Genomic DNA, 17,393 nt, shown 5'->3' with positions numbered 1-17,393 from the left:
CTTTACGGGGTCACTTCATAGTTGTCGGCTTTTCATCTATCAATTCGATTGAGAAATTGTCAATTAGTTTAAGAAATTATAAATCGCTTTCTGAAATGTGCGTCTAATTAAAAAGACGATTAGCTTGGTTGATAGCCCGTATCTTCTAGAGTCGGATTCTCCGCTGCATTTCGCGCTAAATCATCACACATTTCGTTTTCTCTGTGTCCGGCGTGTCCTTTTACCCAGCGCCAATCAACGTTATGGCGAGCGGTTTCTTTATCGAGCCTTTGCCACAGATCGGCATTTTTAACCGGTTTCTTGTCGGCTGTTTTCCAGTCACGCTTTTTCCAGTTATGAATCCACTGTGTGATACCTTGACGCACGTATTGGCTATCTGTGGTCAGAATCACAGAGCAAGGTTCTTTGAGGGTTTGGAGAGCAACGACAGCGGCGAGCATTTCCATACGGTTATTGGTTGTTAGCGTGAAACCTTCTGCTAGCGTCTTCTCGACTTTTTTGTAGCGAAGTACGATGCCATAGCCGCCGGGACCAGGGTTGCCTAAACAAGAACCATCAGTGAAAATTTCAACTTGTTTCGTCATGATTTGATACTATTACCTCAAGCACATTATCGGCATAGTCTGACACAGTTATCCTTATGAATACCAGTAGCACTCCAGAACAAAGCACGAACGAAAAAAACAGTTCGAACGAAAATAAGCGCATTGTTGTACTCGATACCGAAACCACCGGTATGAATACAGAAGGTGGCCCTCACTATATGGGTCACCGCATCGTTGAAATTGGTGCAGTAGAGATCATCAACCGTAGGCTGACCGGGCGTCATTTCCACGTCTACATCAAGCCCGATCGTGCGATTCAAGAAGAGGCGATTGGCGTTCACGGTATTACCGATGAATTCTTGATTGATAAGCCTGAATACCAAGACATTCATAAAGAGTTTCTCGACTTTATCAAAGGTGCGGAGCTGGTGGCTCATAACGCGCCCTTCGATACGGGCTTCATGGACTATGAGTTTGAGAAGCTCAACCCAGCGATAGGTAAAACGGATGACTACTGTAAAGTTACCGATACCTTGGCAATGGCGAAGAAGATATTCCCAGGTAAAAGAAACAACCTAGATATCTTATGTGACCGTTACGGTATCGATAACTCGCACCGCACTCTCCACGGCGCATTGCTCGATGCGGAGATCCTAGCCGACGTCTACTTATTGATGACGGGTGGTCAAACTTCGCTGCAATTTAACGCTGGTCAACAGGAAGGTGAAGCCGAAAGCATACGAAGAGTAGAAAGTGGTCGAAAATCCCTAAAGGTTTTACGAGCTACGGCCGATGAAGTAGAAGCGCATCAAAGTCGTTTAGATCTCGTCGAGAAAAGCGGAAGCTGCCTCTGGCGTCAGTAGGGAGAAAGTATGTTAAGGGTATTGGCTACCGGTTGCTTATTGCTGTTAAGTTTTGGCTTACATGCAGCAACAGAATCCGTTATGAGTTTATTGGACAACCGTTTTAGAGTTGATCCCAGTATTGAACAAGTCACCTTTGTGATTTATCGAGCCGATAACTCTAAACCTGTCGTTTTGGTTCGCCCTGATGGCAAGAAATACTACTCTTGGCGCAATGCTGATAATGTCCGTTGGTACGAAGAATCGTCCATGGACATTATCTCTATCGACAATCCGATGCCCGGCCCTTGGCAAGCGATAGGTAAAGTTTCCCCTAAGAACAATATCAAGCTGCTGTCTCATCTTGTTTTGGATGCTAATGAGTTCCCAGATAAGTTGTATCAAACAGAGCGCATCAAATTTACCGCTCGACTGACTTCTGATGGCAAGCCGCTGGTGCTGCGCGATTTTCTCGATCGCGTGAAGCTTAAGGTTACCTTTACTAAGTTTGTTGAAAACGAAGAGTCTTTGGTGAGAGAAGCGCGCCCGGTGCCGGTTGTGATGGGCGAGTTTGCCGATGATGGCGCTGATCTTGATGAAAAGGCCGGAGATGGTGTGTTCACTGTCTCTTTGCCAATTGATATCGAGCCCGGTAAATACCGAGCGCGTATTACCTCTGGTAATGGCGTGTTCCTGCGAGCGCAAGAGCAAGAAGTCTTGGTTTACCCAACACCGATCACTAGCACCTTCATTCAATCACGAAAAGAGGGTTTACCTCATACTATTGTGGTGTCTGGTGAACAGGGGATGATCGCACCGAGCTCGTTAGCGGTTCATGTTGAGCACAAGGCTCCTGATGAATATGTGATGTACAAGCAGGGGCAAGCTGAAGTCGACGCAATGAAAGTCGCTTTAGAGGTGCCTTATAATGGCGATTTAGGAATTTATAATTGGTCAGGGATGGTTTATGCCACTGATGCTTCAAGTCAGCGCCCGCTGATTTTTCCAATTACCGAGCAGTCGTACAGCGTTGTTGAAGATATCGACTTAGCAGAGTCACGACGTCTTCAAGAAGAAGCTCTTGCTGAACAGAAGCGTATCGCAACAGAGTTGATGATCCTTCAAAAACGTGAAGATGACAGACAGCGCAGTATGATCATTATTGCGGTGGGTAATGTGGTCGCTATTCTATTGGGCTTATTGATTTGGTTTGTGGTTCGTAAGGTCAAGGCGAAGAAAAAAGCGTTACCTGAGATGCAGCTCAAGGCGCCCAAGTAACTCGCTTAGATGATTAGATTGTCTAGAGAGAATAAGCTGCTAGATAAAGCATTGGAATTTGTGGCAACGAAATCATGAACAAAAAAACGGGACTCATAGTAGTCCCGTTTTTGTTTCTTTTTCTGGCCTTAAGCGACGTTATCAATCGATTGGTCTGGGTACTGAGATTTTGCTGCAAGCTCCTCTGGTGAGAAGTCATCCACGTTAATCGTGTACAGTCTATGTTCCTCAGCGCTAATCAGAAGATTTGCTTCGTCTTGCGTTAAGATACCTTTCTCAAGTCCCAACTGAGCAACAAGATCAAGTCGTAAGAAGGCACGTTTTTGATGTGTCTCTTTGCAGACTTTGTCGAACAGAGGTTCAGCTTGAAGAATCACTTCTAGCGCTTTTTCAATCTTACCTACTGGGTTGTATTCCGTCGCTTCTAGGTATTGGCCGCGACCTATACGAGAGCGTGTTTCGCTTGGTGTTTGTAGAATGTGCGCAACTTTGCTATCGAGCTTGTCGTTTGGAGCACGACGGATACGACCAAATGGCATTAGCACAACACGAAGCAGACGACCAATCACAGGGTTAGGGAAGTTCGCTAAGAATTCATCAATCGCCACTTCAGTCTGACGTAAGCTATCTTGCATCCCCCAATGTACTAACGGTAGATCTTCAGCGTGGCTGCCTTCACTTTCAAAGCGCTTCAACGTTGCTGAACCGAGGTAAAGTTGACTTAAGATATCACCCAGTCTTGCTGATAAACGTTCTCTACGCTTCAGTGATCCGCCTAGAACTGCCATTGAAATATCAGACAGTAGCGCTAGGTTTGCACTGTAGCGGTTTAGCTGTTGGTAGTAACGCTGTGTCTGTTTATCTGTTTTATTTGAAGGTGTTGGCGCATCAGAACCACGACCATCGGTTAAACCAAACCAAAAGCTGCGGACTAGGTTGCTCATCGTAAAGCTAACGTGCCCTGCTAACGCTGAATCAAACTTATCAAGCGCATCGCTGCTTTCAGAATAAGCCGCTTCCATTTCGTTCAGTACGTAAGGGTGACAGCGAATCGCACCTTGACCATAGATGATCATTGAACGAGTCAGGATGTTTGCGCCTTCAACCGTAATCGCGATAGGTGAGCCTTGGTAGCCACGAGCTAGGAAGTTCGATGGGCCTAAACAAATGCCTTTACCACCGACGATATCCATCGCATCAATGATGCTGCGTTGGCCACGGTGCGTACAATGGTACTTAACGATTGCAGAGATAACCGAAGGCTTTTCACCAAGGTCGATGCCCGCAACGGTTAGGTTACTTGCAGCGTCCATTACATAAGCGTTACCTGCAAGGCGTGCAAGTGGCTCTTCAACCCCTTCCATGCGGCCAATAGGCTGTTTGAACTGACGGCGGATACGAGCGTAAGCGCCAGTTGCAAGCGCGGCAGACTTGATGCCACCAGTTGAATTTGAAGGCAGTGTGATACCACGACCAACCGACAGGCACTCAACCAGCATACGCCAGCCTTGACCGGCCATTTTCTGACCGCCAATGATGAAATCGATAGGCACGAAGATATCGTCGCCTTGCGTCGGGCCATTTTGGAAAGGTACGTTTAGTGGGAAGTGGCGGTTGCCAATTTCTACGCCTTTTAAATCCGTTGGGATAAGCGCACAAGTGATACCAAGATCTTTTTGATCACCAAGCAGGCCATCCGGGTCACGAAGTTTAAAAGCTAAGCCTAATACCGTCGCGACAGGCGCGAGAGTGATGTAACGCTTGTTCCAAGTTAGGCGCATGCCGAGTACTTCTTCGCCTTGCCAGTCGCCTTTACAAACCACACCGTAATCTGGAATAGAGCCAGCGTCTGAGCCAGCTTCTGGGCTAGTTAGTGCGAAACAAGGGATCTCTTTACCTTCCGCTAGGCGAGGCAGGTAGTGGTTTCTTTGTTCTTCTGTACCGTAGTGTTGTAAAAGCTCACCAGGGCCTAATGAGTTAGGTACGCCAACCGTCGATGACAATACACTAGAAACGCCTGTTAGCTTCTGTAGAACCAAAGATTGAGCGTAAGCTGAGAACTCTAAGCCGCCGTATTTTTTCTTGATGATCATGGCGAAGAATTTATGGTCTTTCAGGTATTGCCATACTTCTGGTGGCAAATCAGCAAGCTCATGAGTGACTTGGTAATCATTGACCATTTCACACACGATATTTACTGGACCATCTAAAAACGCTTGCTCAGCTTCAGAGAGTTTCGGGTCAGCAATGTTCTGAAGTTTCTTCCATTCAGGTTTGCCTTTGAACAGCTCTGCTTCCCACCATACTGTGCCGGCTTCTAGTGCTTCTTTTTCTGTCTGAGACATCGCCGGTAGAACTTTCTTAAATAAAGAGAGTGCTTTTTGGCTGATCAGTGTCTGACGAATGGTCGGTACAGCAAAGATCGCAACGGCTAATAGATAGCAAAGCCAGCCGGTAACAGCCACGCCGCCAAGCAGTGTTAATGCTACCATTGCGCCGGTTAATACAACTAATGCACGTACCAGACTAACTCTATGGTAAAGACAGACGCCTAAGATGGCGGTCATGCCGAGTAGGGAGAGCAATATATTCATGATCGATTTCCTTTTCAGAGATCACTTATTGTTATTAAGTTTTAGGTAAGAGGTCTAACCAGTCAAGTGTAAACAAAATATTAAATATTTGTAAAACTCCAAGGTGAGTAAAAAGTGATCTCAATAGAGTTAAAGTTCTAATTGTGAGAGGTTGGTGGCGAATATTTGGACGGATTTACAACGACAAGTTAATTAAGGTGGCAATCTTTGGGCTTAAGTGTCGACACTATTTCATGTTTGTGGGTAAACTCAGCTATAAAGAGGGGAAAACCCTCAGTTCTCATTTCACGCACTTTAAGCTGCGTCAAAAAAATAAGAGATAAGCCTTATGTACCAAGACCTAATCAAAAGTGAATTAAACGAAGCTGCTGACGTTCTGAATAAGTTCTTGAGTGATGATCACAACATTGCTCAAATTGAAGCGGCTGCAAAGATGATTGCTGACTCATTCAAACAAGAAGGCAAAGTGCTTTCTTGTGGTAACGGTGGCTCACACTGTGATGCGATGCACTTCGCGGAAGAGCTAACAGGCCGATACCGTGAAAATCGCCCGGGCTACGCTGGCATTGCGATTTCAGACCCTAGCCACTTATCTTGTGTGAGTAATGATTTTGGCTACGACCACGTATTTTCTCGCTATGTAGAAGCGGTGGGTCGTAAAGGTGATGTGTTGTTCGGTCTGTCGACTTCAGGTAACTCTGCCAATATTCTAAAAGCGATTGAAGCGGCTCAAGCGAAAGGCATGAAGACGATTGCGTTGACGGGTAAAGATGGCGGTAAAATGGCGGGTTGTGCGGATATCGAAATCCGAGTACCACACTTTGGCTACGCAGATCGCATCCAAGAGATTCACATTAAGATCATCCACATTGTGATTCAGCTTGTCGAAAAAGAGATGGAATAATAGTTTTACAGACATTTGGAACCCATGTTTGTGGCTCCATTGGTTTTAATAGGGAGTAGATTAAACCATGTGTGAATTGCTCGGTATGAGCGCGAATGTGCCAACTGATATTTGTTTTAGCTTTACTGGTCTTATGCAGCGTGGAGGCAATACTGGCCCGCATCGTGATGGCTGGGGTATTACCTTCTATGAGGGAAAGGGTTTTCGTACATTTAAAGATCCTAACCCTAGCTGTGAATCAAAGATTGCTGAGTTGGTTCAAAACTACCCAATTAAAAGCCAAGCCGTTGTCAGTCATATCCGTCAAGCGAACCGTGGTGGTGTTAATCTAGAGAATACACACCCTTTTACTCGTGAGCTTTGGGGGCGATACTGGACCTTTGCTCACAATGGTCAATTAACGGATTACGATGATCTGGTGAGTGGGCGTTTTAGACCTGTCGGCGAAACGGACAGTGAGCTCTCTTTTTGTTGGCTACTGAAACAACTAGAAGAACGTTTTCCTGAACCACCTCAAGACATGGAAGGCATGTTTCGTTTCGTGGCTGAGTGTTGTGACAAGCTACGCGAGAAAGGCGTATTTAACATGTTATTGAGTGATGGTGAGTATGTGATGACTTACTGTACTAACCATTTGTACTGGATAACCAGACGCGCACCTTTTGGTAATGCGAGCCTGATTGATGAAGATGTTGAGATAAACTTCCAAGAAGAGACTACGCCAAATGATGTGGTGACGGTGGTAGCAACTCAACCTCTTACGGACAATGAACAGTGGTTTAGAATGAAGCCGGGCGAATACGCACTGTTTCATTTTGGTGAGCTGATTGGCAACAACCATCAAGCGTTAGAAGATGTTGCTTATGCGCCGAAAAAGGTAGCGAGCCAAGCACCGACAGAGCCATTAAGCTAATGCTGTAGATCGTATTGCTTGAACCCGAACAAACGAAGGCCGCTTACTGCACTAACCAGTCAGTAAGCGGCCTTTTTGTTTTTCAGCAATTTGTTGTCTGAGAGTCGTTTGACGAATTACTCTTCTGCGTAACCGTGTTTACCTAATGCTTTACCGTCTAACACAGCCTGTCCATTGACCATTGATAAACGGTCTTCCGCGAACCACTTGCAGACCATAGGGTAAATGCAGTGTTCTTGAGTCAGCACTCGGCTTGCCAACATATCAGCATCATCATCTTCAAATACCGGCACCTTAGCTTGCAAGATCACAGGGCCGCCATCGAGCTCCTCGGTAACAAAGTGGACGCTAGTACCGTGTTCTTTGTCTTGCGCATCAATGGCACGCTGGTGGGTGTGTAGGCCTGGGTATTTCGGCAACAGAGAAGGGTGGATGTTGACCATTTTCCCTGCATAGTGACGAACAAACTCTGAACTCAGGATTCGCATGTAGCCAGCGAGTACGATTAAATCTGGCTGGTAAGCATCGATCTGAACCATCAATTCATGGTCAAACTCTTCACGTGAACCAAAGTCTTTTGGATTCACTGAATGAGCGTCAACACCTGCGGTTTTCGCTCGTTCTAATCCAAAAGCCTCTGCTTTGTTTGAGAAGACAGCTTTAACCGATGCATCAATCATATCGCTATCGCAGGCATCTAAAATAGCCTGTAAGTTACTTCCGCTTCCTGAAACTAACACAACGATGTTTTTCTGAGAGTGACTGGTTTTATTTGAGTGATTGTTTTTCATAGAGTGGGTCATACGATTGATTAACTGAATTGTTTACAATGTACCTACATAAACTAAGGTTTTCTGCGGGCTAAATAGCAAAATGAGGACCATTAGGTCCTCATTGATTAACTAAGTAAGTGAGCGTATCACTTATTTAATTTCAACTTGCTCTTCGCCAGCTTCAGCGTTTGCGATCTCACCGATAACCCAAGCGTTTTCGCCTTCAGCTTTCAGTAGTTCAACAGCAGCGTCTGCTTGATCTTTAGGTAGAGCAACAACTAGGCCTACACCACAGTTGAAAGTGCGGTACATTTCAAATGTTTCCACGTTACCTTTCTCTTGTAGCCAGTTGAAGATAGCAGGCCATTCCCAGCTCTTGCCATCAATGACTGCTTTAGTGCCTTCAGGAAGTACGCGTGGGATATTTTCCCAGAAACCACCACCTGTGATGTGCGAGATAGCATGAATGTCATGCTCAGCAATCATCTTAAGTGCCGATTTGATGTAAATCTTAGTAGGTTCTAGTAGGTGCTCACCGATAGTGCGACCTTCTAGTTCTTCACTCTTATCAGCACCAGAAACTTCTAGAACTTTACGAATTAAAGAGTAACCGTTTGAGTGTGGACCACTTGAACCAACAGCGATAAGTGCGTCGCCTGCTGCTACTTTAGTGCCGTCAATGATGTCCGCTTTTTCTACAACACCAACACAGAAGCCAGCTACATCGTAGTCGTCGCCTTCGTACATGCCTGGCATTTCAGCAGTTTCACCACCGATAAGTGCACAACCAGCTTGAACACAACCTTCAGCGATGCCAGAAACAACGTCTGCTGCTGTGTCTACATCTAGCTTACCTGTTGCGTAGTAGTCTAGGAAGAATAGAGGCTCACCACCTTGAACGATTAGGTCGTTCACACACATTGCCACTAGGTCGATACCAATGGTGTCGTGTTTTTTCAGATCCAAAGCAAGGCGAAGTTTAGTACCAACACCATCAGTACCTGAAACAAGTACTGGCTCTTTGTATTTCGTTGGAAGTTCACATAGGGCGCCAAAGCCACCAATACCGCCCATTACTTCAGGGCGACGAGTGCGTTTAACAGCACCTTTAATACGGTCTACTAGTGCATTACCTGCGTCGATATCAACACCAGCGTCTTTGTAGCTTAGAGAAGAAGTATTACCACTCACGGGATAGTCCTCGAACTTAAGTTGGATGTGAAAACGGCGCTATTCTAACAGGGCTTGAATATGAAGAGCAAACGTTTGCGCGGTTTTTTTTATTAGAATAAAGATTCTGAAATAACCTTAGAGTTCGTGTATAATCTACAGGTTTGTTTAAATATTGCCGGAGTTGGAAATGAAAGTTGTTGAAGTGAAACACCCGCTAGTAAAACATAAAATTGGCCTGATGCGTGAAGGTGAGATTAGCACTAAGCGTTTTCGTGAGCTAGCGACAGAAGTGGGTAGCCTTCTAACATACGAAGCGACATCAGACTTTGAAACTGAACGTGTAACTATTAATGGTTGGGACGGCCCAGTTGAAGTTGACCAAATTAAAGGTAAAAAAGTAACAGTAGTGCCAATCCTACGTGCTGGTCTAGGCATGATGGACGGTGTTCTTGAGCACATCCCAAGCGCACGTATCAGCGTTGTTGGTATCTACCGTGACGAAGAAACGCTTGAGCCAGTTCCATATTTCAACAAGCTTGCATCTAACATCGATGAGCGTATCGCTCTAGTGGTAGACCCAATGCTTGCAACGGGTGGTTCTATGATCGCGACTATCGACTTAATGAAAGAGAAAGGTTGTAAGCACTTCAAGATTCTTGTTCTTGTAGCGGCTCCTGAAGGTATTGCGGCTCTAGAAAAAGCGCACCCAGATGTTGAACTTTACACAGCTGCAATCGATGAGAAGCTAAACGACAAGGGTTACATTGTTCCTGGTCTTGGCGATGCTGGTGATAAGATCTTCGGTACTAAGTAATTCGGTTTCAGCTTAAGTGACTCTAAATCGTTTCTTAACTCGCTGAATTAGCCGTATTAATAAAAAGGGAGAGCATTCAATGCTCTCCCTTTTTTGATCTTGTTGGTTTGTGATTCTTTTGAATCTAGCCTTACCGATGGATTAATCGATTTGAGCTTTGTCTACCACAGTGTTGTCACCTAGCTCTTCTGGAAGTACTAGGTTAAGTAGAATCGCTACGATACCGCACAAGCTTACGCCCTGTAGGCTGAAGTCACCGATACCAAAGGCCATGCCGCCAATACCAAAGACTAAAGTAATGCCCACAATCACAAGGTTACGTGATTTGTGAAGGTCTACGTTGTTCTTGATTAGCGTGTTAAGACCTACGGTTGCGATAGAGCCAAACAGAAGAATCATGATACCGCCCATCACTGGAACCGGAATGGTTTGCAGTAATGCGCCTAGCTTACCAACCAATGCAAGAACGATAGCGGTTACTGCAGCCCAAGTCATGATTACAGGGTTAAATGCTTTGGTAAGCATTACTGCGCCTGTTACTTCACTGTAAGTTGTGTTTGGTGGAGCGCCCAGCATAGAAGCAGCTATTGTTGCCACGCCGTCACCTGTGATTGTGCGGTGCAGGCCAGGTTTCTTAAGGTAGTCTTTACCCGTCACGTTAGAAATCGCCAGCATGTCACCTACATGCTCAACGGCTGGGGCAATCGCGACAAACACCATGAAGAAGATAGCGTTGATGTTGAACTCCGGCATGGTGAAGTTTGGTAGTGCTAACCACGATGCTTGCGCTACTGGAGTGAAGTCTACCGCGCCGTATACCAAGCTGGTGATGTAACCCGCAACAATACCACCGAAGATTGGCAGTAGCTTAAGGAAGCCTTTTGAAAACACACTGATGACAATCGTCACTAACAGTGAAATTGAAGAGATCCACAGGGCAGCGTCTGCATCAACAAGCTGAACCGCACCATCGCCTGTCTTACCTAGCGCCATGTTAACCGCAACAGGCGCAAGGCCTAAACCGATAACCATGATCACAGGGCCAACCACTACAGGTGGAAGCAGTTTATGGATGAAGCCAACGCCACGAACTTTAATTAACGCGCCCATTAGTACATACACAACACCCGCCGCCATCAAGCCGCCCATGGTTGCACCAACACCCCAAGTTTGAATACCAAACATGATAGGCGCGATGAAAGCAAAAGAAGATGCTAAGAAGATTGGCACTGAACGGCGTGTAATAAGTTGGAATAAAAGGGTACCGATACCTGCGCCAAAGAGTGCAACGTTGGGATCGAGTCCAGTCAGTAGCGGCACTAATACAAGCGCACCAAATGCTACAAACAGCATTTGCGCACCTTGCAGAGCATTTTTCATGTTATGTCCTTAAAAATGGTCGTTATATGAAAAGCGAAAAATAAAATTCGCGGGATTCTATCACTTGGCAATCGATTGCTACACCAAATAGATCAAATTTATTTATCTTAGTGATGTTTTATATCCATCTAAGCCCTAGAAATTCAGTTTATAAGTGAGCGATTTATCATGGCCAGGTGATATTTTGTGGTTATTAAACACAGTGGGCGCTATCGACCTTGCCCCTCAATCCATAGTTGCTTATCATCTAGGCACAAGATTTGAATATTAGGATCAGTATGCGCTACATAGCATTGTTGTTGATGGGACTATTAGCCTCTCCGAGTTATGCCTTAACTCAAGTAGATATTTTTAGTGCTGAAGTTGCGATTAACGCTGAAGACAAACAGCCAGAACAAGTGGCAAGAAATACAGGTATGGAGCAGGTATTGATACGTGCGACTGGCCAAACTGATGTCGCTTCGAATGAGACGATTCAAAAGGCGATGCGCAAGAGTTCGCAGTACATGTCTCAAATGAGTTTTGGCGAAAGCAATGACCAATCAACATTGCGTATGCGTTTTAACGGTGCTCAAATCCGTTCTCTGTTGACTCAAGCACAGTTACCTTACTGGCCTGACACGCGTTCAAACATCCTTGTTTGGTTGGTGGAAGAGGACAACTACGACAAGAACATCGTATGGGAACACTCTAACTCACAGTTAGCAGCTAGCTTACAAGCGAACGCAAAAGAGCGTGGCTTGCCTCTAACGCTGCCTGTGGGTGACTTTGACGATATTACGGGTATTGCGACTTCTGATTTGTGGGGTAGCTTTGTTACGCCAATCAGTAAAGCGAGTCAGCGTTATCCTGTTGATGCTGTGTTGGTGATAAAGGCTCAATCTTCAGGCCTACGTTGGGCTCTATACGATCAAAAGCCAAGTCAATTGACGAGTGCACCAACATCGCCTGTAAGTGGTTCACTATCGGGTAACAGCGACACGACTTCTAAGAAGTTAGTTGACCAAATCAGTAACTACTACGCAGGCAAAAGTGCTGTGACGGTAGCGAGTGAGTCATCAGAATCGATTTTAACGCAGTTTATTAGCCTGAATAATGCTCAAGACTTCTTCCAGTTAGAGAACGCACTTAAGCGTCTAAACTCGGTGGCAAGCCTAGATATTCTGAAGATTCAGAACAACGAAGTCACTTTCCGAATTCACTTATTGTCGACTCAACAAGAGTTTGAGCAAGAAGTAGCAAGTATTCGACAAGTCGCGAAGGTTGAAGAATCTTACATTGAGCCTGAAGTGAGCCCTGAATTTGAAACTCAAGACAACACAATGTCTGTAGGTGATGATTCAACAGACGCTGCTGAAGTCGTTGGTGACGAAACTGACTCAGGCGTACAAGTGATTAAGGGCAACGAGGTATCTGAGGATGCTGAGCTAACGAATACGCCTGACGCAACGTTAGAGGATTCTAGTACAGAAGATCTAACCATCACTGCGCCAGTACATGCTAAGCCAAGCTTGGTATACGAGTGGGTTCGCTCATAATTGTCAGCTGACATGACTGATTGAAATGAAAACTTGAAAAAAGCCCTGCAAGAGCAATCTCGCAGGGCTTTTTGTTTGTAAGCGGTCAGTTTAAAAGCATGGGCTCAATATTATTGCTCGAACTTAGCTTTTTCTCTCTTTTCTACTTCAGAAAGACGCTTCAACTTGATGCCTAACTCTTTGGCTCTAAAGCGAGTAAATAAGATATTGCCCGCGAAACCTAGAGTCGTCAGAAGCAGTTCTACAGCCGCTAATAAACGTTCGCCATCGTCTACATACAAGATAGTTAATGCGTGTAGGAAATAGAGCATCAAGACGAAATTTGCCCATGCGTGCGTATAAGGTTTTCCTGCTAAAATGCCCGGTAATGGCAATAACAGCGGGATAGCCCAAGCAATCGCCAGTGTGACATTACTGAGATGAGGGTGCGGTGAAAGCGTCATCTGCCAAGCCACCACCCAGAATAAAAGCGACAAGTTGCCCGCTAAAGCAAGGTAGCGAAATAGCTTGGTTTTGGGAGACATAGCCTTCTCTGGCATATACATCATTGAGAAATTCCCTTCTGATTTATTGCGATGCGCGCTAGGCGTTTACCTAGGTTTTGCGCCAACTCAATCTCTTCTTTGCTAAGTGAAGCGCTCTCTCCAGTACTGCTTGCACCATAAGGCGTACCACCAGTTTGAGTGGTGTGCAGCGCCGGTTCTGAGTAGGGGATGCCCACGACTAACATGCCGTGATGAAGCAGGGGCAACATCATGCTTTGTTGTGTTGTCTCTTGACCACCATGCAATGATGAAGAAGAGGTAAATACACAACCTGGCTTATCGATGAGATCACCATTGATCCACATTGATGTCGTGCTATCCCAAAAGTGCTTCATTGGCCCGGCCATGTTACCAAACCAAACCGGACTGCCTAGCGCCAAACCATCACAAGATCGAAGCTCTTGTAACGAGGCAATAGGATCGGTTGGTTGATAGCGTGAATCAGGCTGCTCTTCTACCGTGTACACGTCGTTCACCGTTCTTAACATGGCTTCACAGTTTGGGATAGACTCAACCCCTCGTGCAATCTGCCTTGCTAGAGCTTGTGTGTTGCCGTGGCGGCTGTAGTAAAGAACAAGAATGTTAATGCTCATATTGGATTACAGAATCTCTAGCACTTGCTCTGGTGGACGACCAATTTTTGCTTTGTTGTTCGCGACAACGACTGGGCGCTCAAACAGTTTTGGATTGGTTGCCATCGCGGCGAAAAGATCTTCATCAGTGACTGAAGCATCACCAAGGTTTGCTTCTTTGTAGTCCGCTTCTTTGGTGCGCATCATGTCGCGAACACTGTCAAAACCAAGCTGAGTGAACAGTACTTTCAGCTGTTCAACTGTTAACGGAGTCTCCAGGTATTTGATGACCTCTGGCTGTACGCCGTTTTCCTGAAGCACTTCTAGAGTTTGACGGCTCTTTGAGCAGCGTGGGTTATGATAAATCACGACAGACATGGTTCTTCCTCATTATTATTTTTGATTTAGTTGTTTAGCTGAAGCCACCAGGGGTGACTTCTTTTTTGTGTAACGTTGAGCTTTCTTTTTATTCTGGTAACGAGCTGTTACCAGTAAACACTCTATTGTAGCGACAAGAAGCGCTCTCGTTGAATCATTAGCTGATCAATTCGAGCGTCGTAGCGTGCTTGTTTTAGGCTTCCTAATTCTGCGATTTGGCTTGCTTGCGTGTAGTACTGAATCGCTTTGTTCCAGTTGGCTTGCAGTGCCAAAATTTCTGCACGAGCAGCCAGTTCTTCGTCGCTATTACCAAGGCTCGTATTTACTTTTGAAAGTAAGTGCCAGCCATTGGTGTCATTCGGGTTATCGTGCGTGTAACGCTGCAATACGCGAACCGCTTCTTGAAGATCTTCATTTTCAATCAGTGCGTTGGCGTAGTTAATGGTCAGAACCGGGTTGTTTGGTTGACGAACCAGTGCCGATTTAAGTTCTTTAATCGCAATCTCAGGCTGCTTCTTCTCGATGTGCAGATCCGAAATAGCATCTAGATAAAACAGGTTGGTTGGATCGCTGTTAATCAGCTTGTTCAGGATGGGCTCTGCTTTGTCTAATTTTTTAGAGTCTAGGTAAACCAGTGCTTGGCCATATTCTAATGACGGAACCAAAGCTTTAGGGGCTTTCTTTAGCTGACGCTCAAACCAATCAAGAGCAGCATCATTATTAATGCCAGCATAGCGCGCAACAATGCGGGCTCTTGCTAGGTGGTAGTCCAGAGAGGGAGCCAGTTTCAGTGGCGGGTAACTACGAGCACGAGCACGTGAATCGGTAATTCGGTCTTCTGGTAATGGGTGAGTCAGTAGCATTGGCGGTGGTGTGCTCGCATAGCGATATTCATCAGCTAAACGGCCAAAGAAACGTGGCATCGCATTCACATCAAACCCAGCTTTTGCTAGCGTGTTGATACCAAAGCGGTCGGCTTCTTTTTCATTACTACGGGTGTAGTTGATTTGGCTTTGCATATTACCCGCAGTCGTTGCCGTTAGGGCTGCAATGCCGGCTTCAGGAGCTGCAATTGCCAGTAATACAGAGGCTGCTAGCGCTGCAATGGTTGCTGGAGAGCGGCGCGCTTGGTCTTCCATACTACGCGCTAAGTGACGTTGGGTTACGTGCGCGATTTCGTGCGCTAATACAGAAGCTAATTCACTTTCAGATTGTGCATGCAGGAATAGACCTGAGTGCAAAGCAACATAACCACCAAAGAAAGCAAAGGCGTTGATGTTGCGGTCACGGATCATAAAGAACTGGAAAGGTGTCTTTACATCATTTGCGTTCGCGACCAGACGATGGCCAAGAGTATCAATATATAGATTTAGAACTGGGTCGTTTACGATAGGCTGGCTACTTCTGATGATGCGCATGTAGGCATCACCATAGATAAGCTCTTGGTCGATAGTGAGTGTGCCGCCAGCAGCGGTACCGATATCTGGTAGCTCCAAACTATTGGTATTCGCCATAGTTGGGGTGCTTAATGTAGCTGCGATGCATAAGCAAGCAATTGAGCGAGCGCGTTTAAACATATTAGTCAGTAATACTCCGTTTCTTCTGACAGTAAGACAAGTGCAATGGAAATTGGTTCTTTATCTGATTTAACCTTTGCCAAGTGCGTGCGCTATCATGAAGGAGGATGAATGAATGATGGCGCGTTTTCAAAAACAGATTACAATACGACCCTTATAATAAGCATCGAGCTCAAGAATGACACCTAATATTCTAGATTTACGCCAAGAGCGCTGTCCAATGGCGCTATTATTAGCCAAGCGTCACAGTGTAAAGTTAGAAGTAGGGCAGTCATTGTCAATTTATGTGTCTGATAACAGTTCGATGAAAGATATTGTTACTTATTTGTCTAAGCAAGCCTATGACGTCATCACTGAGGTTTGCTCTAATTACCATCATCTCCTCGTCACTAAAAAGGAATTGCAGTCAGATGCTTGAAATGGTCAATCGTTGGTATAAACGACGTTTCTCTGATCCCCATGCTGTCAGTTTGGTTGCCATCATTCTCTTCGGCTTTATTACGATCTACTTCTTTGGTCACCTAATTGCACCGCTCTTGGTTGCGATTGTGTTGGCTTATTTGCTTGAGTGGCCTGTTACCCAACTTCAAAGACTCGGTGTTCCAAGAACGCCTTCGGTGATGTTGGTGATCATGATGTTCTTTAGCGTGATGCTACTTGCGATCTTTGGCTTGGTACCAACCATTTGGCAACAAGTGGGCAATCTAATTAATGATATCCCAAGCATGTATGGCAGCTTGCAAAACTTCATTGCGACGATTCCTGAACGCTATCCAGAATTAGCTAACCTGCAGATCGTTGAGTCCATTATGTCTAACGCCAAGAACAAAGCGTTAGGTTTTGGTGAAAGTGTTGTCAAAGGTTCTCTTGCTTCTCTTGTGAGCTTAGCGACCTTAGCGGTTTACTTGATTCTTGTACCACTGCTTATTTTCTTCTTGTTAAAAGACAAAGAAGAGATGATCAGAATGGCGAGCGGTGTACTTCCTCGAAATCGTCGTTTAGCGACCAAAGTATGGGAAGAGATGAACCAGCAAATCTCGAACTATATTCGCGGTAAAGTCTTAGAGATTTTAATCGTTGGTGGTGTCAGCTACGTAACCTTCGCGATTCTGGATCTGCGTTATTCAGTCTTGTTGGCTGTCGCGGTTGGTTTCTCAGTACTGATTCCTTATATCGGCGCGGCGGCTGTGACTGTTCCAGTAGCGATTGTTGGCTTGTTCCAGTGGGGATTAGAGCCTCAGTTTTACTGGTTGCTTCTCGCTTACGGTATTATCCAAGCGCTAGATGGTAACGTGCTCGTTCCGGTTCTTTTCTCTGAAGCGGTGAACCTGCACCCAGTGGCCATTATTGTTGCCGTGTTAGTGTTTGGTGGGCTGTGGGGGTTCTGGGGCGTGTTCTTTGCTATTCCGTTGGCAACGTTAGTTAAGGCAGTTTGGAATGCCTTACCGAGTCACGCATTAGACGATGACCTCGAACATCAAAAGTAATTGATCTTGTTATAGAAAAAGGCCGAACATCCATGATGTTCGGCCTTTTTGCTCTTAGCTTAATAATTAGCTTAATAATT

At 45.4% G+C, this 17,393-nt stretch carries 17 protein-coding genes; 8 read left to right on the top strand and 9 right to left on the bottom strand.

Annotated elements, in window-relative coordinates; all coding sequences use genetic code 11:
• Positions 1-119 precede the first annotated feature (119 nt).
• A complete protein-coding gene (gene rnhA / locus AB4507_RS22605; protein ID WP_017063376.1) occupies positions 120-584 on the bottom strand; it encodes a ribonuclease HI in 465 nt (154 codons plus the stop codon).
• 56 nt (positions 585-640) lie between these two features.
• Between rnhA and dnaQ the strand changes: the two genes are divergently transcribed.
• Both dnaQ and AB4507_RS22595 read left to right on the top strand, forming a co-directional pair.
• Complete coding sequence (dnaQ, locus tag AB4507_RS22600) at positions 641-1,408, top strand: DNA polymerase III subunit epsilon (protein ID WP_017060722.1); 768 nt, start codon at positions 641-643, stop codon at positions 1,406-1,408.
• Between the two features lie 9 nt (positions 1,409-1,417).
• On the top strand, positions 1,418-2,665 hold the full coding sequence (locus AB4507_RS22595; protein WP_017069371.1) for a TIGR03503 family protein: 1,248 nt from the start codon (positions 1,418-1,420) through the stop codon (positions 2,663-2,665).
• 128 nt (positions 2,666-2,793) lie between these two features.
• Here AB4507_RS22595 and fadE read toward each other — a convergent pair whose 3' ends face one another.
• On the bottom strand, positions 2,794-5,259 hold the full coding sequence (gene fadE / locus AB4507_RS22590; protein WP_372183447.1) for an acyl-CoA dehydrogenase FadE: 2,466 nt from the start codon (positions 5,257-5,259) through the stop codon (positions 2,794-2,796).
• Positions 5,260-5,587: 328 nt separating this feature from the next.
• On the opposite strand from fadE, the gene lpcA reads away from it, so the two are divergent.
• Positions 5,588-6,163, top strand: a complete 576-nt coding sequence (gene lpcA / locus AB4507_RS22585) for a D-sedoheptulose 7-phosphate isomerase (RefSeq protein ID WP_108166292.1) — start codon at positions 5,588-5,590, stop codon at positions 6,161-6,163.
• 67 nt (positions 6,164-6,230) lie between these two features.
• The gene (locus AB4507_RS22580; RefSeq protein WP_372183445.1) at positions 6,231-7,076 is read left to right on the top strand and encodes a class II glutamine amidotransferase; all 846 of its coding nucleotides are present in this window, start codon (positions 6,231-6,233) and stop codon (positions 7,074-7,076) included.
• 116 nt (positions 7,077-7,192) lie between these two features.
• On the opposite strand, the gene purN is transcribed toward AB4507_RS22580, so the two are convergent.
• Both purN and purM read right to left on the bottom strand, forming a co-directional pair.
• Positions 7,193-7,867 (bottom strand): phosphoribosylglycinamide formyltransferase, encoded by a 675-nt coding sequence (purN, locus tag AB4507_RS22575; protein ID WP_017060717.1) that lies wholly within the window; start codon positions 7,865-7,867, stop codon positions 7,193-7,195.
• A 132-nt stretch (positions 7,868-7,999) separates the two neighbouring features.
• Entirely contained in the window at positions 8,000-9,040 is a 1,041-nt protein-coding gene (gene purM, locus AB4507_RS22570; RefSeq protein ID WP_008222945.1) for a phosphoribosylformylglycinamidine cyclo-ligase, read from the bottom strand.
• Between the two features lie 169 nt (positions 9,041-9,209).
• Here purM and upp point away from each other — a divergent pair, with 169 nt between their 5' ends.
• Positions 9,210-9,836 (top strand): uracil phosphoribosyltransferase, encoded by a 627-nt coding sequence (gene upp / locus AB4507_RS22565; RefSeq protein WP_004738627.1) that lies wholly within the window; start codon positions 9,210-9,212, stop codon positions 9,834-9,836.
• Positions 9,837-9,977: 141 nt separating this feature from the next.
• Here upp and AB4507_RS22560 read toward each other — a convergent pair whose 3' ends face one another.
• Positions 9,978-11,216 (bottom strand): uracil-xanthine permease family protein, encoded by a 1,239-nt coding sequence (locus tag AB4507_RS22560; RefSeq protein WP_017066555.1) that lies wholly within the window; start codon positions 11,214-11,216, stop codon positions 9,978-9,980.
• Positions 11,217-11,494: 278 nt separating this feature from the next.
• On the opposite strand from AB4507_RS22560, the gene AB4507_RS22555 reads away from it, so the two are divergent.
• Positions 11,495-12,754, top strand: coding sequence for a DUF2066 domain-containing protein (locus tag AB4507_RS22555; protein WP_017060714.1), 1,260 nt, complete (start codon positions 11,495-11,497; stop codon positions 12,752-12,754).
• Between the two features lie 110 nt (positions 12,755-12,864).
• Here AB4507_RS22555 and AB4507_RS22550 read toward each other — a convergent pair whose 3' ends face one another.
• From AB4507_RS22550 to AB4507_RS22535, 4 genes are all read right to left on the bottom strand, one after another.
• Positions 12,865-13,302: a DUF2069 domain-containing protein gene (locus AB4507_RS22550; RefSeq protein WP_017060713.1), complete on the bottom strand. Its 438-nt coding sequence runs from the start codon at positions 13,300-13,302 to the stop codon at positions 12,865-12,867.
• Positions 13,299-13,892: an NAD(P)H:quinone oxidoreductase gene (gene wrbA / locus AB4507_RS22545; RefSeq protein ID WP_017060712.1), complete on the bottom strand. Its 594-nt coding sequence runs from the start codon at positions 13,890-13,892 to the stop codon at positions 13,299-13,301. Before wrbA ends, AB4507_RS22550 begins: the two co-directional genes overlap by 4 nt.
• Before the next feature lie 6 nt (positions 13,893-13,898).
• Complete coding sequence (gene arsC, locus AB4507_RS22540) at positions 13,899-14,249, bottom strand: arsenate reductase (glutaredoxin) (RefSeq protein ID WP_017060711.1); 351 nt, start codon at positions 14,247-14,249, stop codon at positions 13,899-13,901.
• A 122-nt stretch (positions 14,250-14,371) separates the two neighbouring features.
• Positions 14,372-15,826, bottom strand: a complete 1,455-nt coding sequence (locus AB4507_RS22535; protein ID WP_017060710.1) for a M48 family metallopeptidase — start codon at positions 15,824-15,826, stop codon at positions 14,372-14,374.
• A gap of 178 nt (positions 15,827-16,004) precedes the next feature.
• Here AB4507_RS22535 and AB4507_RS22530 point away from each other — a divergent pair, with 178 nt between their 5' ends.
• Positions 16,005-16,244 (top strand): sulfurtransferase TusA family protein, encoded by a 240-nt coding sequence (locus AB4507_RS22530; RefSeq protein ID WP_017060709.1) that lies wholly within the window; start codon positions 16,005-16,007, stop codon positions 16,242-16,244.
• Positions 16,237-17,313: an AI-2E family transporter gene (locus AB4507_RS22525; RefSeq protein ID WP_372137939.1), complete on the top strand. Its 1,077-nt coding sequence runs from the start codon at positions 16,237-16,239 to the stop codon at positions 17,311-17,313. The genes AB4507_RS22530 and AB4507_RS22525 overlap by 8 nt, the downstream gene beginning before the upstream one ends.
• Positions 17,314-17,393 lie beyond the last annotated feature (80 nt).

The organism is Vibrio sp. 10N.222.54.A3, from assembly GCF_041474095.1.
GTDB classification, from domain to species: domain Bacteria; phylum Pseudomonadota; class Gammaproteobacteria; order Enterobacterales; family Vibrionaceae; genus Vibrio; species Vibrio crassostreae_C.
Note: the sequence above shows the minus strand (reverse complement) of the source record. Positions and strands in the feature narration are given on the sequence as shown.